General features: G+C 39.6%; 14 protein-coding genes and 1 pseudogene. 9 read left to right on the forward strand and 6 right to left on the reverse strand.

The genetic code is table 11. From position 1 onward, the window contains the following. Nucleotides 1-168 precede the first annotated feature (168 nt). On the forward strand, nucleotides 169-1,737 hold the full coding sequence (locus tag MZO41_RS15895; RefSeq protein ID WP_016526665.1) for a ClC family H(+)/Cl(-) exchange transporter: 1,569 nt from the start codon (nucleotides 169-171) through the stop codon (nucleotides 1,735-1,737). 336 nt (nucleotides 1,738-2,073) lie between these two features. Here MZO41_RS15895 and MZO41_RS15900 read toward each other — a convergent pair whose 3' ends face one another. Then, a complete protein-coding gene (locus MZO41_RS15900) occupies nucleotides 2,074-2,163 on the reverse strand; it encodes a putative holin-like toxin (protein WP_107696660.1) in 90 nt (29 codons plus the stop codon). A 346-nt stretch (nucleotides 2,164-2,509) separates the two neighbouring features. On the opposite strand from MZO41_RS15900, the gene MZO41_RS15905 reads away from it, so the two are divergent. After that, the gene (locus MZO41_RS15905) at nucleotides 2,510-3,736 is read left to right on the forward strand and encodes an IS110 family RNA-guided transposase (RefSeq protein ID WP_013356280.1); all 1,227 of its coding nucleotides are present in this window, start codon (nucleotides 2,510-2,512) and stop codon (nucleotides 3,734-3,736) included. 1,296 nt (nucleotides 3,737-5,032) lie between these two features. Here MZO41_RS15905 and apf read toward each other — a convergent pair. Both apf and MZO41_RS15915 read right to left on the reverse strand, forming a co-directional pair. Then, complete coding sequence (gene apf / locus MZO41_RS15910) at nucleotides 5,033-5,749, reverse strand: aggregation-promoting factor (protein ID WP_041161898.1); 717 nt, start codon at nucleotides 5,747-5,749, stop codon at nucleotides 5,033-5,035. Nucleotides 5,750-6,131: 382 nt separating this feature from the next. Beyond that, nucleotides 6,132-7,118, reverse strand: coding sequence for an IS30 family transposase (locus tag MZO41_RS15915; RefSeq protein ID WP_013356277.1), 987 nt, complete (start codon nucleotides 7,116-7,118; stop codon nucleotides 6,132-6,134). 419 nt (nucleotides 7,119-7,537) lie between these two features. On the opposite strand from MZO41_RS15915, the gene MZO41_RS15920 reads away from it, so the two are divergent. Genes MZO41_RS15920 through MZO41_RS15930 form a run of 3 tightly spaced genes read left to right on the forward strand, consistent with a single transcriptional unit; the run spans nucleotide 7,538 to nucleotide 10,495 of the window. Further along, the gene (locus MZO41_RS15920; protein ID WP_027822877.1) at nucleotides 7,538-8,731 is read left to right on the forward strand and encodes a quaternary amine ABC transporter ATP-binding protein; all 1,194 of its coding nucleotides are present in this window, start codon (nucleotides 7,538-7,540) and stop codon (nucleotides 8,729-8,731) included. Continuing rightward, nucleotides 8,731-9,570 carry an ABC transporter permease gene (locus MZO41_RS15925; RefSeq protein ID WP_013356275.1) on the forward strand — a complete coding sequence of 280 codons (840 nt, stop codon included), beginning with the start codon at nucleotides 8,731-8,733 and terminating at the stop codon, nucleotides 9,568-9,570. The genes MZO41_RS15920 and MZO41_RS15925 overlap by 1 nt, the downstream gene beginning before the upstream one ends. Nucleotides 9,571-9,577: 7 nt before the next feature. Then, nucleotides 9,578-10,495, forward strand: coding sequence for a glycine betaine ABC transporter substrate-binding protein (locus MZO41_RS15930; RefSeq protein WP_128650928.1), 918 nt, complete (start codon nucleotides 9,578-9,580; stop codon nucleotides 10,493-10,495). Between the two features lie 245 nt (nucleotides 10,496-10,740). On the opposite strand, the gene MZO41_RS15935 is transcribed toward MZO41_RS15930, so the two are convergent. After that, nucleotides 10,741-11,706, reverse strand: coding sequence for an IS30 family transposase (locus MZO41_RS15935; RefSeq protein WP_058906972.1), 966 nt, complete (start codon nucleotides 11,704-11,706; stop codon nucleotides 10,741-10,743). A gap of 154 nt (nucleotides 11,707-11,860) precedes the next feature. Between MZO41_RS15935 and MZO41_RS15940 the strand changes: the two genes are divergently transcribed. Further along, the gene (locus tag MZO41_RS15940; protein WP_053339316.1) at nucleotides 11,861-12,790 is read left to right on the forward strand and encodes an IS30-like element ISLpl1 family transposase; all 930 of its coding nucleotides are present in this window, start codon (nucleotides 11,861-11,863) and stop codon (nucleotides 12,788-12,790) included. Nucleotides 12,791-12,827: 37 nt separating this feature from the next. On the opposite strand, the gene MZO41_RS15945 is transcribed toward MZO41_RS15940, so the two are convergent. Both MZO41_RS15945 and MZO41_RS15950 read right to left on the reverse strand, forming a co-directional pair. Then, entirely contained in the window at nucleotides 12,828-13,127 is a 300-nt protein-coding gene (locus MZO41_RS15945; protein WP_016526703.1) for a hypothetical protein, read from the reverse strand. A gap of 1 nt (nucleotide 13,128) precedes the next feature. Then, nucleotides 13,129-13,989, reverse strand: coding sequence for a ParA family protein (locus MZO41_RS15950; protein WP_013356270.1), 861 nt, complete (start codon nucleotides 13,987-13,989; stop codon nucleotides 13,129-13,131). A gap of 1,588 nt (nucleotides 13,990-15,577) precedes the next feature. Between MZO41_RS15950 and MZO41_RS17010 the strand changes: the two are divergent. The 3 genes and pseudogenes from MZO41_RS17010 to MZO41_RS15960 all read left to right on the forward strand — a co-directional run. Next, nucleotides 15,578-15,682: pseudogene (locus MZO41_RS17010) on the forward strand (plasmid replication initiator protein A); the annotation flags it as partial. 254 nt (nucleotides 15,683-15,936) lie between these two features. Next, entirely contained in the window at nucleotides 15,937-16,218 is a 282-nt protein-coding gene (locus MZO41_RS15955) for a type II toxin-antitoxin system RelB/DinJ family antitoxin (protein ID WP_053339315.1), read from the forward strand. Then, nucleotides 16,208-16,714 carry an mRNA interferase PemK gene (locus MZO41_RS15960; RefSeq protein WP_033098918.1) on the forward strand — a complete coding sequence of 169 codons (507 nt, stop codon included), beginning with the start codon at nucleotides 16,208-16,210 and terminating at the stop codon, nucleotides 16,712-16,714. Before MZO41_RS15955 ends, MZO41_RS15960 begins: the two co-directional genes overlap by 11 nt. The last annotated feature ends 119 nt before the right edge of the window (nucleotides 16,715-16,833 follow it).

A 16,833-nucleotide genomic window follows, 5' to 3' on the forward strand; every position in this document is an offset into this window, starting at 1 on the left:
GATTCGGTCCCACTGAGCATCTTCCAGTTCGTATCGTTTAGGTGTTGTCATCGGAATGCCTCGATTCGTTTTTCCTCAGATTATACCTGAATTTTTAGTTTTCAGACAGTCCCTAGTTTAATTAAGTACTAAATTATATAATATTGGTTATAATGGAGGATTAGTTATTTGATACAGCTTGTAAAAGAAAAATTTGACGTTACTCGTTTGCGATTTGTTTTACTCGGCCTGCTTGTGGGTTTAATGAGTGGCACCGTTGTTAGCTTATTTCGCTATTGTATTGAGATAGGGCTGCACTATAGTCGATTGGTATATAGATACTTACGAATCGCGCCGTTTGTTTGGTGGGAATGGGCATTGTTGATTGGCATCAACCTTGGTTTAGCGTTAATTGTGGCTCGACTTCTCAAGAGAGAACCTTATATCGCTGGTTCTGGAATTCCGCAAGTTGAAGGTCAATTGGCTGGTGAATTGGAAATGCACTGGTGGTCAATTCTTTGGCGAAAATTTATCGGTGGTATTCTGGCATTGGGACCTGGATTATTTCTCGGACGAGAAGGACCGTCGATTCAATTAGGTGCGTCAGTTGGTCAAGGTTTCGCTTCTGGGTTTAAGTTATCAGGAACTGATCGCCGACTACTAATTGCATCAGGCGCCGCTGCTGGATTAGCAGCAGCGTTTAATGCCCCCATTGCTGGAACTCTATTTGTCTTAGAAGAGATTTACCATAATTTTTCACCGCTGGTTTGGTTAACAGCATTAGCCGGAGCAATTGGTTCAAATTTTATTTCGCTGAATGTTTTCGGACTTGTTCCCGTGTTACATTTAAGTTATTCACGTAGTTTACCAGTATCAAATTATTGGCACTTAATTTTACTCGGCATTGTTTTGGGATTATTTGGTTACTTATATCAACGGGTCTTGTTAGTTATGCCTAGGTGGTATCATCAATTGACACATTTGCCACGCCCAATACAAGGTATCGTACCATTTCTGCTGGTAATTTTAGTTGGTTACTTTTCGCCAAATTTACTCGGTGGTGGTAATGGCTTAATTGTTGGATTTGGCCAGTATGTTCCACCTTTGTTTGTACTAATTGCAATTTTTATTATACGATTCGTCTTTTCAATGATTTCATATGGTTCCGGATTACCTGGCGGTATTTTCTTGCCGATTCTTTCTTTAGGTGCTGTGATTGGTGCGGTTTATGGCGTCTTAATGAATCAATTAGGATTATTATCGCATGTCTATATCATGAACCTAATCATTTTTTCCATGGCCGGTTACTTTGCTGGAATCGGAAAAGCTCCCTTCACAGCTATCTTGCTGGTAACAGAAATGGTTGGCAATTTAACACATTTAATGCCATTAGCAGTCATATCGTTAACTGCTTACCTTGTTGTTGATTTATTAGGCGGTGCACCAATCTATGAAGCATTGCTTAAGCAGATGACAATGCCTAAAACTGTTCAGCAACTTCATCGACCTGATCATTTGGAAATACCGGTTTTCTTTGGCAGTCCCTTAAACGGCAAAATGGTCCGAGACATGCCATGGCCTAAAGAAGCACTGCTCATTGGAATCCGGCGTGGCGAACAAGAAGTGATTCCACATGGTGACACCTTGATTCATGAAGGTGATACGTTAGTACTGTTAACTGATACAACCCAACGACCCCAAGTTAAACAACGGATTGATGCATTATTAGCAACCTTAGAAAAAAAGCACCAAGACTAAGTTAATAGGTAAATTGGTTTATCATAATGGTAGGTATCAGATTAAGTGGATCCGTTGGCAGACATAAACATATTGGAAAACTATATACAAATACGGTGAAGTACGAAAAACGCTGAAACAGAATTAGTTGAACCTATTTTGAAAAATACAAAGATAAATAATATGCCGAAAATGCCTTGCTACCCAATTTTTCATAGTCATGCTATAATGTAGACAGAAAAGGAAGCCTTGCGCTAACAAGACTTCCTACGCAAGCCGCTTCAAAGGCGGTGGCGAAGTTAATAAGACAGCATTAAGCTACCCTGTAACCTACCAAAGTTACGCAGGGCGGCTTTTTTATTTGTGGTGCTTGTCGATATAGCTGAGTAGCGCGATTAAAAACGTGCCAAACAGCAACATCAACGAGAGTGCCTGGAAGACGCTCATTGACTGTGAAACCTTCCTGAAGATTATTCCATGTTCCCATGGCCTCACCTCGCAAGGGAAAAGACAGCCACCGCCCTTAAAACATTCTAAGCTTTATAGTGAATCGATTATCCGACGGGATAGTTGATTCACTATTTTAGTTTTGTTCTAAACTTTAAATAGTGGTGAAACTATATGCCGTAAGAAGTTTAGACGCTTGACGCCGTCCTTAAAACAGGCAGTTTTACTTAGTAGTTAGTATTCTCTTCGAAGAATGTCGACACTTGATGTCCAGTTTAGAAAATTAGAAATAATTACCTTAGTAAATACGTTCCAACCACTAACAGCTATTTAGGAGGGTTTAAAAATGAGCATTGTCTTTGGCATAGATGTAAGTAGTCGTGATTCCAGTGTTTGTGTACTTCAGAGTGGCGTCACACGAGAATATAAGATCACTAACGATACTATCGGCTTTAAAACTCTATTGATAGATCTAAAAGAATACGCCGAACATCCACAAATCATCTTAGAAGCAACTGGAATTTATTCACGCAGAATTACTAGATTTTTAGATGAATACGATTATGATTATGTTCTTCTTAATCCTTTAAAGGCTAAGAAAGAAATTAATCAGGGCTTACGTCGCAATAAAACCGATCGCAATGATGCTTACCATTTGGCACTAGCTCAAGATCGAAATCAGCATCAACCTAATCGAAAAGAGCCTGAGGCTTATCATCAATTGCAATCTTTAAGTCGGGCTTATGAAGAATTAACTCACGATATTGTTTCTTCCAAGAATCGACTTCATAAATATTTACAGTTAACTTTTCCAGAATTAGAAACCATTTTCAATAACTCTAGAGGAGTTAATTACTGGTATTTAGTTGAGCTCTTTCCACACTGCCAAGATGTTAGAAATCTTGACGTATCAACCATCGCTAAGCAAATTAAAGATTTTAAAGGTTATGGTATTAACCGTGCTCAAAAACTAGCTATTAAACTTAAGCATCTCGCGGATTTAGCTTATCCAGCAGTCGATCAAGACGACCCAGAGCGTGATGAAGTGGTTTATTACGCCAATAGATTATTACGGCTTACAGCTGATCGCGAGCGGAGATCAGAGGCAATGATTAAATTAGCTAAGACTTTGCCTAATCGTGATCTAGAAATCTTAATGAGTATTCCTGGTATCGCTGAAATAACTGCCGTCCGAATTCTAGCCGAATTAGGCGACATTAGAAGATTCAGTAATCCAAACAAGATAAATGCTTTTGTTGGTATTGATCCAGGTAGATATCAATCAGGGGAAAAAGATTCTAGTTTAAGGATCTCTAAGCACGGCAATGCTGTTGCGCGGAAGATTCTTTATCGTGCAATTGGACAAATCGATCTAGCGGCTAAGACTAGTCCATGTCATATAGCAGATTACTATGAACGAAAAAAGCAATTTTCTCAAACAAAGGGGTTCAAGAAAATTGCCATTGCTTCAATCCATAAATTGCTTAGAACGGTCTACATTTTGATTATCACTGATCAAATGTATGATTACAACGTAGCCAACAATAATCAAAAAGACTTTTGTCGTAATTAATTGATCATGTTCATTATAGCCTAGGTTAACTTCAAAGAAGTAATTTCTTTGAAGCCTTTTGTGATGCTCCAAATTTAGGAATAAAACGCCCCGATTAAAGCAATGATGTCAAATATGTCAGAAATTAAGACTTTAGAGTCCTAATATACTTGACTTTACGTAGAAAACTTCTTGTTTAATCTATTATACAGTGGAAGCTAGAGATCAACCGATCTCTAACCAAAAACTAGTTTTTAGTTAATAGCCAATTGTTTGCTTGAACAATTGGCCTGTTAGTTTGCACTTCAGGCTTAATTTTATTATTGAAGAGTACTTGCCCATTGTTTTTCTTGATTTTTTCAGCAGTTATGTTTACTTGGGCATCATTATACATAGTGTACGTATCGTTGATACTAGTATACCCAGCAGAGTTACCGAGAGCGTAAAATATCTTGTGTAAATGGTAGATTGTAAAATAGCGCTACCAATCCCGATTAACTAGCTGTAAAATCAATAACGACAATGATTAATTGGGGAAACTAATGATGAAAATTAGCCGCTTTATCCGATAAAAGTAATCACTTTTGGTCGATTTATGAAAAGTCAACGATGATTATCGATAATTTTAAGCACTTAACTAGTAAATTTTGACGGGTTAATTTGTCGGGAGGTCTGATTACAGCGACACTTAACTAGTCATTTTATTGCGTGGAGACGTGGTACTGACTAATTATTTTTCGGTAAAGCAGATAATTGATAGAAGTTGCGCATCGTGTAGTCAATTGTGGTCGGTTAACGAAGGCGTCGATTAATTAAGTATTACTATAGTAGGTTTATGCCAAAAGTAGCCCATGACGATCGCTACTAAAACGTTACTGGGTTAGTATTACGCCATAGCTGAATGGTATGTGGTTGTCGTTGTGGACTAGTCGTCAAACTGTCGGGGGTTCGGGACTGTACTTAGTCAGGAAATTAGTTGGATTTTCTCCGTTAAGGTTGGTGAATTGTTAAATAAAAACATGCGGTATTTTGGTTGGGAGAGTGGGTCGTCGATTGGGGGAGACAACTAGCAGGTCTGGATCGTGTCCGTCTTAAAGCGGTTGCTAGAATAAGCATATCGCATATCTAAATAACGGGTTGTCAGCATGCTAAGTGCTAAGGCCCATTATAAAGTCACTTAGCAACTGAGTAACTTTATAATGGGTATTGGTGGGGGGACACACGTGCTTCAGCACAGATTTAATATAGTATAAAAAAGATTGCGAATCAGAAATGATCCGCAATCTTTGCATTTGTTTATTAATTTAGAGTGGCTTTTTAGTACCAGCCATTAGCAAGCCAGTGACTCTTGGCGTTGCTCCATGAACCATAACGTGAAGCAACATAACTGTTAGCAACACGTTCTTGGTTGGCAGCGGAGTAGTCACCGTTTAAGTATGAAGCACTTAATTGGTACTTACCGATGTATTGACCGTTACGAGCAGAATATGAACCACCAGATTCTTTACCAGCAATCCAAGCCTTAGCAGCACTATCAGAACCATTGTTGCTATAGTTTGATGTTGAACTAGACGTTTGAGTCGTCGTCTGAGCAGCAGGTTTGCTAGTTTGTGTTTGACTTGATTGGGTCTGGCTAGCTTGGCTCGGTTGAGCTTGAGTTTGACTAGTCTGAGCTGATGATTGTGTCGTGGTCGTTTGTTGAGTCGTCTGTGTTGAAGTCGTTGAGGTTGTTGAAGCAGCTGAAGAAGTAGCTTGGCTAGTTGCTGATTGTGGTGCAGCACTTGTAGCAGCAGAAGTCGTGGTTGTTGTAGTAGTACCATTGACTTCAAGCTTATCACCAATGAAGATTAAGTTAACATTAGCTAACTTGTTTGCCTTTTCAATGGCTGAAACTGAAGTGTTGTGAGCTTGGGCAATTGCTGAAACAGTATCGCCGGCCTTAACAGTATAAGTATCAGCGTTGGCAACCGTTGTTGAGATAGCGAATAAAGCTAATGCAGCAGTTGATGATAATACAAGGTTTTTGATCTTCATAATAAATAATACACTCTCCTATAATTTGCGTGTGTTCGATTATTTACATATATTTTCTATTGGTCGAGCAGTTGATGTCTCAACCAATCAACAGTGACTAGTATAACTAGTGAGTGTTGCAGTGCAATAATCAGAACATTACGTTTTTAGGGGGTGCTTGTAATATAAGGCCGTTTTTGTAATGAATTGTAATATTTGGTAGATTGTATCAACATTACTAGAATAAAAGTAGCGGGATAAATATTTCACGACCAAATAGTATCTAAATCTATACGTTCAACACCAAGCAATCACACACCACAACACAGCACACCGTATAGACCCTTTAAAACGTCTTCTAAGCGATTTTAAGGTGCATTGCTTAATTATATATGGCGAATTGTCAAACTAAGTGCAACGGTTTGTCAAAAAATACTTCATATGGGGTTTCATAGTTTAACACTTTGCGAGGACGTTGATTTAACTGCTTTTGGCAGTGTTCAACGTCCTGTTCTGTATAATTATCAATATCTGTTCGCTTGGGAAAATATTCCCGGATTAATCCATTTGTATTCTCATTTGTTCCACGCTGTTCAGGCGAATATGGATCGGGCCAATAGACAGTAACACCTAACCTTTCGCTGATTTCATCAAGATGAAGAAATTCGGTCCCATGATCTGGTGTAATAGAATGAACAAATTCTTTAGGAATGGCCCCTAACAGTTCAACTAAGCCTTTATTTATCTCCTGCAAGTCCTTTTGCACAACCTTTTTGATAAGCGTAAGCCGACTAAGCCGATCGACAACCGTTAAAAGGATGGAGTGACCCGTTCGACCAATCACAGTATCAATTTCCCAGTCACCTATACGTTGACGCTGGTTGATAAAACCAGGGCGCTCATGGATCGAGATATAGTCGGTCTGTACTTCTCGATGTCGTCTAGTATTCTTTGAATGCCGAGTCCGATGTTTATGTCTGAGATGGCGCTGAATACCGGTATCACCACGTGAGGAGTACTTCTCACCTAAATTGTGTTGATAGATATGACGGTAAATTGTGTTGTAGCTAACACACCATTGATGTTCCTTATTAAAGAGAGCGGTAATCTGCTCTGGTGACCAGTGCAGATCTAAGATGTAATGAACAATTTGACGGCGTAATTGTGGATGGCTGTCTAATAGCCGCTTCTTGTGACAATTCTGCCGCTTTTGATGATAGTCATTATCTGCTTTGCTTGGGGAATAATTACCTGCACAACGTTTTAACTCCCGTGAAATAGTGCTTGGATTTCGCCCCAGCCGTAACGCAACAGCCCGGATAGATAACCCCTTAGTTCGTAAAAACATAAGTATTTCACGTTCTTTTATAGTAAGATGTTTATAGCTCATACCGGATACCTCGAATTGTTTGATTTGGTCGTTAAACATATTCTACCCGGTATGGGTTTATTTTTTTACTTTGTGTTGCATTTCAATTGTAAATTCGCCCTATTAAAAAAATTCTAATCACGTTCTAAAGCTGGAGACTTTTAAAAAAATCAAAATTTTGATATAGTGGATTATAGTACTTTTAGGTAACCAAGAAGTTTTTGAACGCCTTATGAAGGTTGAGTAAGATGAAATTGGTTGGATATGGTGCTAATTTCTTGGTTTAGAACAAATTGGTGAATATAAAAAATGTAAATTTTATTTTGACTCATTCATAGCGTTATACACCATGTCTACCCAAGCGCGTGGCGCATGTTACCCAGATTATTATTCCTTATGAATAATAATCTGGGTAACATGCTAATACATGGAGGTGTATGTTGGTAGAAAAAGTTAAAGTTAAAAATGTAACTAAGATTTTTGGAAAGCAAATATCTCTAGCAAAAAAATTGTTGCGTGAGGGAAAGTCTAAAGCAGAGATCCTTTCGCAGACAGGTTGTACTGTTGGAGTTAATCAAGCTAGTTTTGCTGTTAATGAAGGTGAACTGTTTGTAATCATGGGGCTGTCTGGAAGTGGAAAGTCTACGATTATCCGAATGATCAACCGCTTGATAAATTCGACTGATGGGGATATTGAAATCGATGAACAAGGTGTGATGGGCCTCAGTAAGGAAGAATTACGTCACTTGCGCCAAGATAAGATCGGCATGGTTTTTCAAAATTTTGCCTTGTTTCCGCATAAGTCCGTATTACAAAATGCGGCTTATGGATTGGAGCTTAAAAAGTTTCCGTTAGATGTACGAAACAGGAAAGCTCATGAAGCATTGACACTAGTCGGCTTGACCGGGTATGACGACCAATATCCAGATCAGTTATCAGGCGGGATGCAGCAGCGGGTTGGTCTCGCGCGCGCTTTGGCCAATGATGCCGAGATTCTGTTGATGGACGAGGCATTTTCGGCCTTGGATCCGTTATATCGGAAAGAAATGCAGGATTTGTTATTGCAAATTCAAGAAAAAATGCATAAAACGATCATTTTTATTGGCCATGACCTGAACGAAGCTTTGAAATTAGGGGATAGGATTATGATCATGCGTGATGGCCATATCGAACAAATTGATAATCCGGAAGATATTTTGACTCACCCGGCTAATGATTACGTAGAACGCTTCATCGAAGGGGTCGACCGGACAAAGGTCCTGACGGCAAGTAGTGTAATGACGCAGGCCCAGGTGGTTAATATTGGAAAGGCTGGACCACGGGTGGCTTTGCGGAGAATGCGAGCCAACGATATCTCTTCAATATACGTGGTTGATAATGACAACAAATTCGTGGGTTTTGCCGATGCGCATGATGTTTCGGATCTGATTAAGAAGGGCAGTGAAGACCTGAAGTCAGTTCTTAGGACAGACGTGCCTAAGACAAGTGTGGATATGCCAATCAATGCATTGATTAACGATATTTCGAAGGCAGCAATTCCTTATGTCGTGTTGGATGATGACGATCATCTACTAGGCATCATTCTACGGAGTTCTGTTTTGGCGGCTATCGCTGGGGAAGAGGTGAGTGCTTAATGAATATTGGACAAATACCTTTAGCGGATTGGATCAACTCAGGTGTTGACTGGCTGAGTCAATTTACCGGATTTTTTAATAGTGTGACGATCTTTTTCCAGGTAATCATTGACGGTATTCAATGGGCTTTTGACTTCTTGCCGCAATGGGTCTTTATCTTGGTGGTCTTAGCACTCACGTACTGGGTTAAACGAGGACAAAAGAAAATTAGTTTCATGGTGTTTGAAGTTTTGGGGCTGTTATTGATCTGGAACTTAGGATACTGGCGTGATATGACCCAGACCTTGACGTTAGTTTTGTCGTCTAGTTTGATTGCAATCGTTGTTGGGATTCCACTTGGAATTTGGATGGCAAAAAGTTCAAGAGCTGAGATCGTAATCAAACCAATTCTTGACTTCATGCAGACCTTGCCAGCGTTTGTTTATCTAATACCGGCCGTTTCATTTTTTGGTATCGGGATGGTACCGGGGGTGTTGGCTTCAGTGATTTTTGCGACGCCACCGACAGTGCGAATGACAAACTTGGGAATCCGGCAGGTGCCAAGTGACTTGATCGAGGTAGCGGATTCCTTTGGCTCGACCAGCTGGCAAAAGCTAATCAAATTACAGTTACCACTAGCAAAAACAACAATAATGTCCGGAATTAATCAAACGATGATGCTTGGACTTTCAATGGTCGTGATTGCATCAATGATTGGCGCCCTTGGTTTAGGAACTCAGGTTTACTTTGCTGTGGGGCGTAATGATGCCGGGGCAGGATTTGCCGCAGGAATTGCTGTGGTTATTGTAGCTATTATTTTGGATCGAATCACACAATCGTTCAACAAAACATCCAAATAAAGGGGGAATGATTAGTTTGAAGAAAAGAATTCTCCGTTATTTGCAAATGGCCACAGTGATTATATGTTTGACAGCCATAGTTAGTGCTTGTGCTAAACCAGCTGAATACGACTCACATAAAAAGTTAGGACCGCAAATCAATTATACGATTACAGGGATCGAAGCTGGTGCGGGTGTAATGGCTAATACACAAACATTGTTGTCAAAATATAAGTTGAAACAGGCTAACTGGCAGATCATGCCAAGTTCTACAGCTGCGATGATTAGCACGTTATCCAAGGCAGTTAAAAATAAACAGCCTATCGTTGTTACTGGCTGGCAGCCACACTGGATGGTTGCTAAATATTCGTTGAAATTTTTAAAAGATCCAAAACATGTTTATGGTAATGGTGAATCAATGCGCACCATTACACGTAAAGGGTTGGAAAAAGATAATTCAGGTGCTACTAAGTTACTAAAGAATTTCCATTGGACAATTTCAATGTCAAATCCAGTAATGCTGAACATAAACGGTGGCATGAATAAGCAAAAAGCTGTCAATCAGTTTATTAAAAACCATCCTAAACAAGTCAAAGCATGGACAGCGGGGGTGCCAAACGGTCATGGCAAAAAAATTAAATTAGTTTATACACCATATGACTATGAAATTGCGACAACCACTTTAGTAACGACTTTGTTGAAGCAAAAAGGATATAAAGCTACAATGCAACAGTTAGACGTGGGAGTTATGTGGAATTCGATAGCTAATGGTAGTTCTGACGCTTCCGTGACTGCTGAGTTACCAGTTACCCATGGCTTGTATGCCAAGAAGTACAAAGGTAAGTATGTTCAATTGCGCAAAAATTTGAAGGGTGCTCAAACAGGGTTGGCAGTTCCCAAATATATGAAGAATATTAATACTGTTGATGATCTAAAAAACAAATGATATTGGCTGTAAAATTTCTGGCATTGGACCACACCAATGCCAGTTTTTTTGTTATTTGTCATGTGAAGTTGATGGAATCCTTATGAAGTATCTGGAGCTTAATTGGTCTAGGTACTTTTTTATACCGTCACAGTTTGACGTGCTGGGTGAAGCCATTGGCGTTGAATCTTAATACGGTTGACAAAGTTCTCCCAATTACGGAAGCCAAAAGCAGTGTTTTTAATCTCCCGAATTGTCAAATTAAGTTAGAAATTTTTTAACTGTTCATCTGTAATCTGACTGATGAATGCTTCCAGAGGTGTCTGGTAACTCAAACTTTTTCGTGGGATGTGGTTTCGTCGACTGGCAACTGCTTGAACAAATCCATCTGATAGCTGGTCCATAATAAGATTGTGACGTAAACCATCTTTACGCAGCAGACCATTGGTGTTCTCATTTAAACCACGTTGATTGGGTGCTCCGACAGCGGCAAAGTAAATATTTAAATCAAATTGGTTAGCAATGGTTCGCCAACCGGCGAACTCCTTACCATTGTCAAACGTAATTGACTTAAATAGGTGTCGTGGCAGCTTCGAAAGCCATCCTGCTAAACTACGATTGACATCGTGTGCCGACTTGGTATGCGAATTCAGCACAATTGCGACCTTAGTTTGTCGTTCAACCAGCGTGGTTACCGCACCCTGATGGTTTTTACCTTGAACCGTGTCACCTTCTAAATGGCCGAATTCTTGATTAAAATTAGGATAGTCCTGATAACGATTCTTTAAATCCCTGCCCAATTGACCCGCTTTCCCACGGCGTTCAATGTAACCATTAGGGTGCCGTTTGCCGTGCATCGGTAAATCTTTGGTCGACAACCCCAAAACACCGCGTTTGAAAAGGCGGTAAAGGGTTCGAACCCCACAGCTGAAAGCCCGTTCTTGGCGATTAATAATGGTATCTGGTTGCCAACCAGCTTGAGTTTTGGCTTGAATATAGGCCAGTTCATCAGGGCGTAGTTGAATTGGTTTACGCCCACAATGTTGTTTATGCTTTCGATAGTGGCATTGGTAATCAATAATCGTACCGCCAGCGTCAAGAAACCGATAAATACGATACACAGTTTCAGCACTCCGATGGAGCGCTGGGGCCACTAGATAAGCCTTTTTACCGAGTTTCCAAAAAGAATAAATTGTGGCAAGTTCGTCTATAGTAAGATGAGTATAGGTCATTTGTGATCAGCCTTTCTTTTGATTTTGACACTCAAAAGAAAGGCTGATCACAAATGGTAGATTGTAAAATTAATCCGAACGCTGTTCGGACAAAAAAGATCAGCTTCCTTTAAAATGGTGTTTACCACAAACCCATCTTTTAGGAGCTGATCTTTTGTCTAGTATAACCTATTCCGAACGAATTAAAATCGAAACCTTTTGTGAACTAGGGCTGTCCAATATCCAAATGGGCGTTCGGCTGAACCGATCACCGTCAACAATTTCTTATGAATTATCTCGATGTCAACCTTATCAGGCTGAATTAGCACAAACAGATGCCGAATACAAGCGATCACGATGTGGTCGGAAAACTAAGCTGAGCGATGAGTTAAAGCAAAAAATTCTCAACCATTTACGTCTAAGCTGGTCACCAGGAATGATTGCTCACGAATTTAAACTAGCTACTAAATCTATTTATAATTGGCTAAATCAGGGGAGAATTGGTTTCTCCTTGAATGATCTACCTGAACATGGCGTACGCCAACGGCGTAACGTTGACCAACGATCCAAATATAATCAATCTTTGGGGCGATCAATTGAACAGCGTCCCATGATGATTAATCAACGTAAGCGCATCGGCGATTTTGAACTAGATACAGTCGTTGGTCCTCGTGGGCATAGTAAGGCAGTTTTATTAACTTTAATCGATCGCCAATCACGGTTCCTTTGGGCATACCGGTTAAAAGATCGGACGACAGCGACTGTTAATGAAGCCCTAACTAAGTTCCTAACCACTTTTAATGGTCCGGTGCACAGCTTTACTGTGGACCGTGGCACTGAGTTTAGTGGGCTAGTATCACTTGAATCACAATATGGTATTAAGACCTATTACTGCCATGCTTATACGCCAGCTGAACGTGGTAGTAATGAACGCTTTAATCGGAATTTACGTTATTTTTATCCTAAAGGGACTCGTTTTGAGCACATTAGTGCTCAAGATTTAACGACGACGTTACTCCAAATTAACCAGCGACCGCTTAAAATACTCGACTGGCAAACACCGTATCAGGTTATACTGACAAATTTGTCCAAAAATTCGGATTAAATTTGCAATCTACCCTTTTATTTTAATGTAGCACTGCTTACATATTCTCCCGCAATACGGTATACCTGCGCTGTTGTTCCTCGGTCATATCCTTGTAATACTGGTCAATAAGAAGCTGGATAATCTCGTAGTCGAAGCTAACATGTTCAATTGTCTTCAGGACTTTCATATCCTTGTAAGTCTCTGCGGATACCTTAAGGGATTTTTTCTGATTTTTTGGCATAGAGGAAGATTTATTCTCTTTTTTCGTAGCATTATCTGTTGCATGGTACTCTTCTGATGGCTTTACCGCTCCGGTAACCCTTCGTTGAAGAATATTAGGCTTTTTACTTGGCATCTTACTTGGCCTCCTTATCATCTATAAATAAGCCAATCCGGCTTAATAACTCATCGGTAACTTGCTGGTACTTGTCTAACACTCGCTTATCGAAGCGGTCCTTATCGGTAATTCCATTAATTGGGAATCGTTTAATCCGGGCCATTTGAGTAACAATATTTGTGAATACATTTTCTTCTCCAAACTCATCCTTAGCAGATTGTATGATTGTCTGATCGACACCGTTACGGGCATCGTGAAGCATTGGCAAGATACCAATTACCTCTATATCTAGCTGATACTCTTGCTGAAGTTTAGAAAGGGTATTCACATACTCTTCTGCACCGGATAGACTATCATCGTGTGTTTGCAAGCTGATAAGTGCAAAGTCTGAGAAGATAACAGCATTACGGGTAATCTCAATACTAAATGGTGGCACATCCAACAGAATTACATCATATTTCTTCTTCAATGGATTAAACAAGGGCTCCAACAGATGTGTTTCTTCGTACTCATTATTCGTATTCTGATATAAATATTTCGTGAAATCTTGGAAATCAATATATGAAGGAATTAGGTCAAGGTTATCCATTATCTTAACTGGTAAGTCTGTTAGATCTTTCTCCTGTACGCCTACCATCAGAGTTTTTTTAATTGAGTACACGGTATCTTCCTGCTGACTTTTCGTTAACATTAGTGTTTTAGTGGCGTTGGCTTGTGGGTCTAAGTCTGCAACCAACGTATGTATTCCCATTTTAGCTAAGGTATAAGCGATGAGATACGTGTTAGTTGTTTTTCCCACGCCACCCTTTTGATTACCAATCACAATGGTTAATGCCTCATCACGAGACTGTATAGCCTTTACTACGTCTGGAATATCCATAACAACGACCTCCAATTGATTTTTAATTAGTATACCACAATTTAATAGTGAAAGGGAAATTTCCCTAAATAGTTATTTAGATATATAGAATTAAGGATATATAGAAATTGGGATAAAGGGAAAAAGGGATACTTATCGACTGAGAACACTGTTATAATGGGAATTAAAAATATCCCTAAATAGAAAAAGGGATTTAGGGATATTTCTATTTAGGGATAATTCTATTTAGGGATAAATAGATAAAGGGAAAAAGGGAAATTAAATATAATTGTTGACAGATATCCTATGAAAGGGCTATAATCATTGGTATTGACAGTCCTATTATATGATGTGTTTTTAACATTATTTCCACCGTTTGCTGTACTAACTGTGAATCATGGGGGACACTGTCAGTAGTTCAAAAGAAGTAATACCTAAAAAACTGCATAAAAAAAAACACCCACCGACTGGCATCGGTGAGCGCCACACAAAAGTCAACTCATTTACTGACTATTATATCATGGCCGGTGCGATTTTTAAAGCCCTAGGGGACAAGCTGGGGTCTAAATCCAAGGGGACACGTTTGCCAGTGCGACTTCAATAAGTCTGGCTATACCACAACAAGGTCATCTGTACGGCTGGGTGGTGAATGGTGAGCGCGACCATTAACGGCGCGGGTGGTAAAACGAAGCTTCGGCTTGGTGCCACTGATTAGTTGGTGATCGAACAAACATAAATACGTATTGCCAACGCCTACTAGGGCGTTTTTTAGTAGGTTAAACCGAAAACGTAGGTTTATAATGAGTGGTGGTAGCAATACCGCAATTGTACAGACAAGCGACGGGCGTTAACGACCGACGAACTAAGGGGAAACTTTTAGTAGTAGAATTGTACTCTGGTTCAGTTATTCCAAATAGCTGATTCCAGGGAACAATTCTGCGCTCAAAACGTCACTCCCTCTAAACTGAATGGAAAACCGTAACCCGTCAAGTCAAATTCCAAAGAAAAAAAGAAAGTTGGTGGAATTGTTGGAATGTAAGGATTACATTGTTCCATTGAATCCAGATGTGATCGTTAAGAAGACAATCTATCGGAGTTCTGCAAGAATTACAAATCAGCAGAGAGATCAAGTAAAAAGAGTTTTGCGTAAGCAAGGGTATCAGGGGAGAATTAGTAGTATTCGATATACTCGGGTAAATTACAAGTATTCTTTTAAAGTATCCGTGAAGTATCAGGGGAGTGTTGGTAAGTTTTTGGTTAATACAAAGAATGAGACAGTTGAATTTAAGGGAATGGTCTAGGAGTAATCCCAGTGAATTTCACAAACTCATTTTCCCCAATTAAGGCCAATCTGTAACCTATACCACTTCTTTTTTGGGCAAGTTCACAAAGATAAAATAACGGAATGTGGAAGTGCCAGGGCGTGATGAGGTTACTTGGGATAAGCCGCCTTGTGTGAAGTAGAAATTGGTATACTAAAAAAGGCTCCCGGTTTAACACTGGAGGCCTTTTTTCTAGGTTACATATTTTGAGGATGAATGTTTTTATCTTTGTAGCTTTTACTTGGGTGCTGTAACATGATGAATACTGCTTAGTTTTTGGTGTCGTACTATTTGCTGTTTGGTGGAATAAACAAGCGGCTAGAGAATACGTGGCCAAACACCCCGAAGAAGAAAAGCCGGCCGACAACGACAACAGTGGGTTGTACTACTAATCCTAAAAGGCTACAAAATCCTTTCTAAGCAGTTTTAAGGCTTGCCGACCTCCCCCTTTATACTTAAGTTAGATTTAAATGTCTTAAACAGAAGAATAGGGGCTTTTAAATGAGTGCCAGAGCTAACCAGCTCAAAAGTTCAGCCTTTAGCTCAACGCCAAGCTCAAGTGATTTGAGGCCAGGGCTTTATCTATTGATAAGGTACTTAAAAGGTAGTATAATGGTAGTAGCAAAAGAAAGGGGATGAGACAATCATGGCAGTTAAGGAAAAAAAACGGGTCCAAGTCAAGATTGATAAAGATTTGGCCGATGATACCGAAGCAGTTTTAAGCGAATTGGGCTTAAATCCAACCACGGCCATTAACATGTTTTACAAGCGGATTGTTGCTAATGGTGCTTTACCTTTTAATGCGTCTTTAAGCGAAGAAGAAAAAGCTAATTTACGCTTTTTAAAGGCGACCGAAGGGACACCAGTAACAGAGTTCAAAGACGCCAAAGAAGTCGCTGATTGGCTCAATGATCTAGATGAGGACTAATGACTTAGTCAGCCTATACGTTAGTTTTGTAGAAACTAACGGTGGCAAGTCTCGGCCAGTTTTAATTCGTCGGGTATCAGAACAGACGGTCGAGGCTTTTAAAATTACTAGTCAGTATGAAAAGAAGTCGGCTTATATCAAGCAACAATATTATCCGATTCAAGATTGGCAATCCGCTGGGTTGAAGAAACCTTCCTGGGTCGATCTTGGTAATATTTATCGCTTTCCCAAAGCCGGTTTAAACTTTAAAGAAATCGGTCATTTAAGTAAGCTAGATCAAAATAAAATTTCAGATTTTACGCTTGCCCTAAAATCAAAAAGAAGAGGTAAGGATCAAAAGATAATTCAACAGCGATCAAGTAAAAGGAAGCACAAAGAAAATAAAGCAGAGCTTACACAAAGAATTCAAAAACAGTTAAAAGACTTTGCTAAAAACAATCCAGAAATTAAGCCAAAAAACAATTCTGAAAATAAAAACGATCGGCCTAGTTATTAGGTGGATATACTCCTCTTTGGGTAGACAAGCAAATAATCAAAGCTTGCCTACCTAAGGAGGAGTTTTTCTATGGGCAGAAAAGGTTCTCGCTATACGATTAAAGAGAAGTTGTTTTACAT

The sequence above is a fragment of the Lactiplantibacillus sp. C232 genome, from assembly GCF_023806725.1.
Lineage (GTDB): Bacteria > Bacillota > Bacilli > Lactobacillales > Lactobacillaceae > Lactiplantibacillus > Lactiplantibacillus plantarum.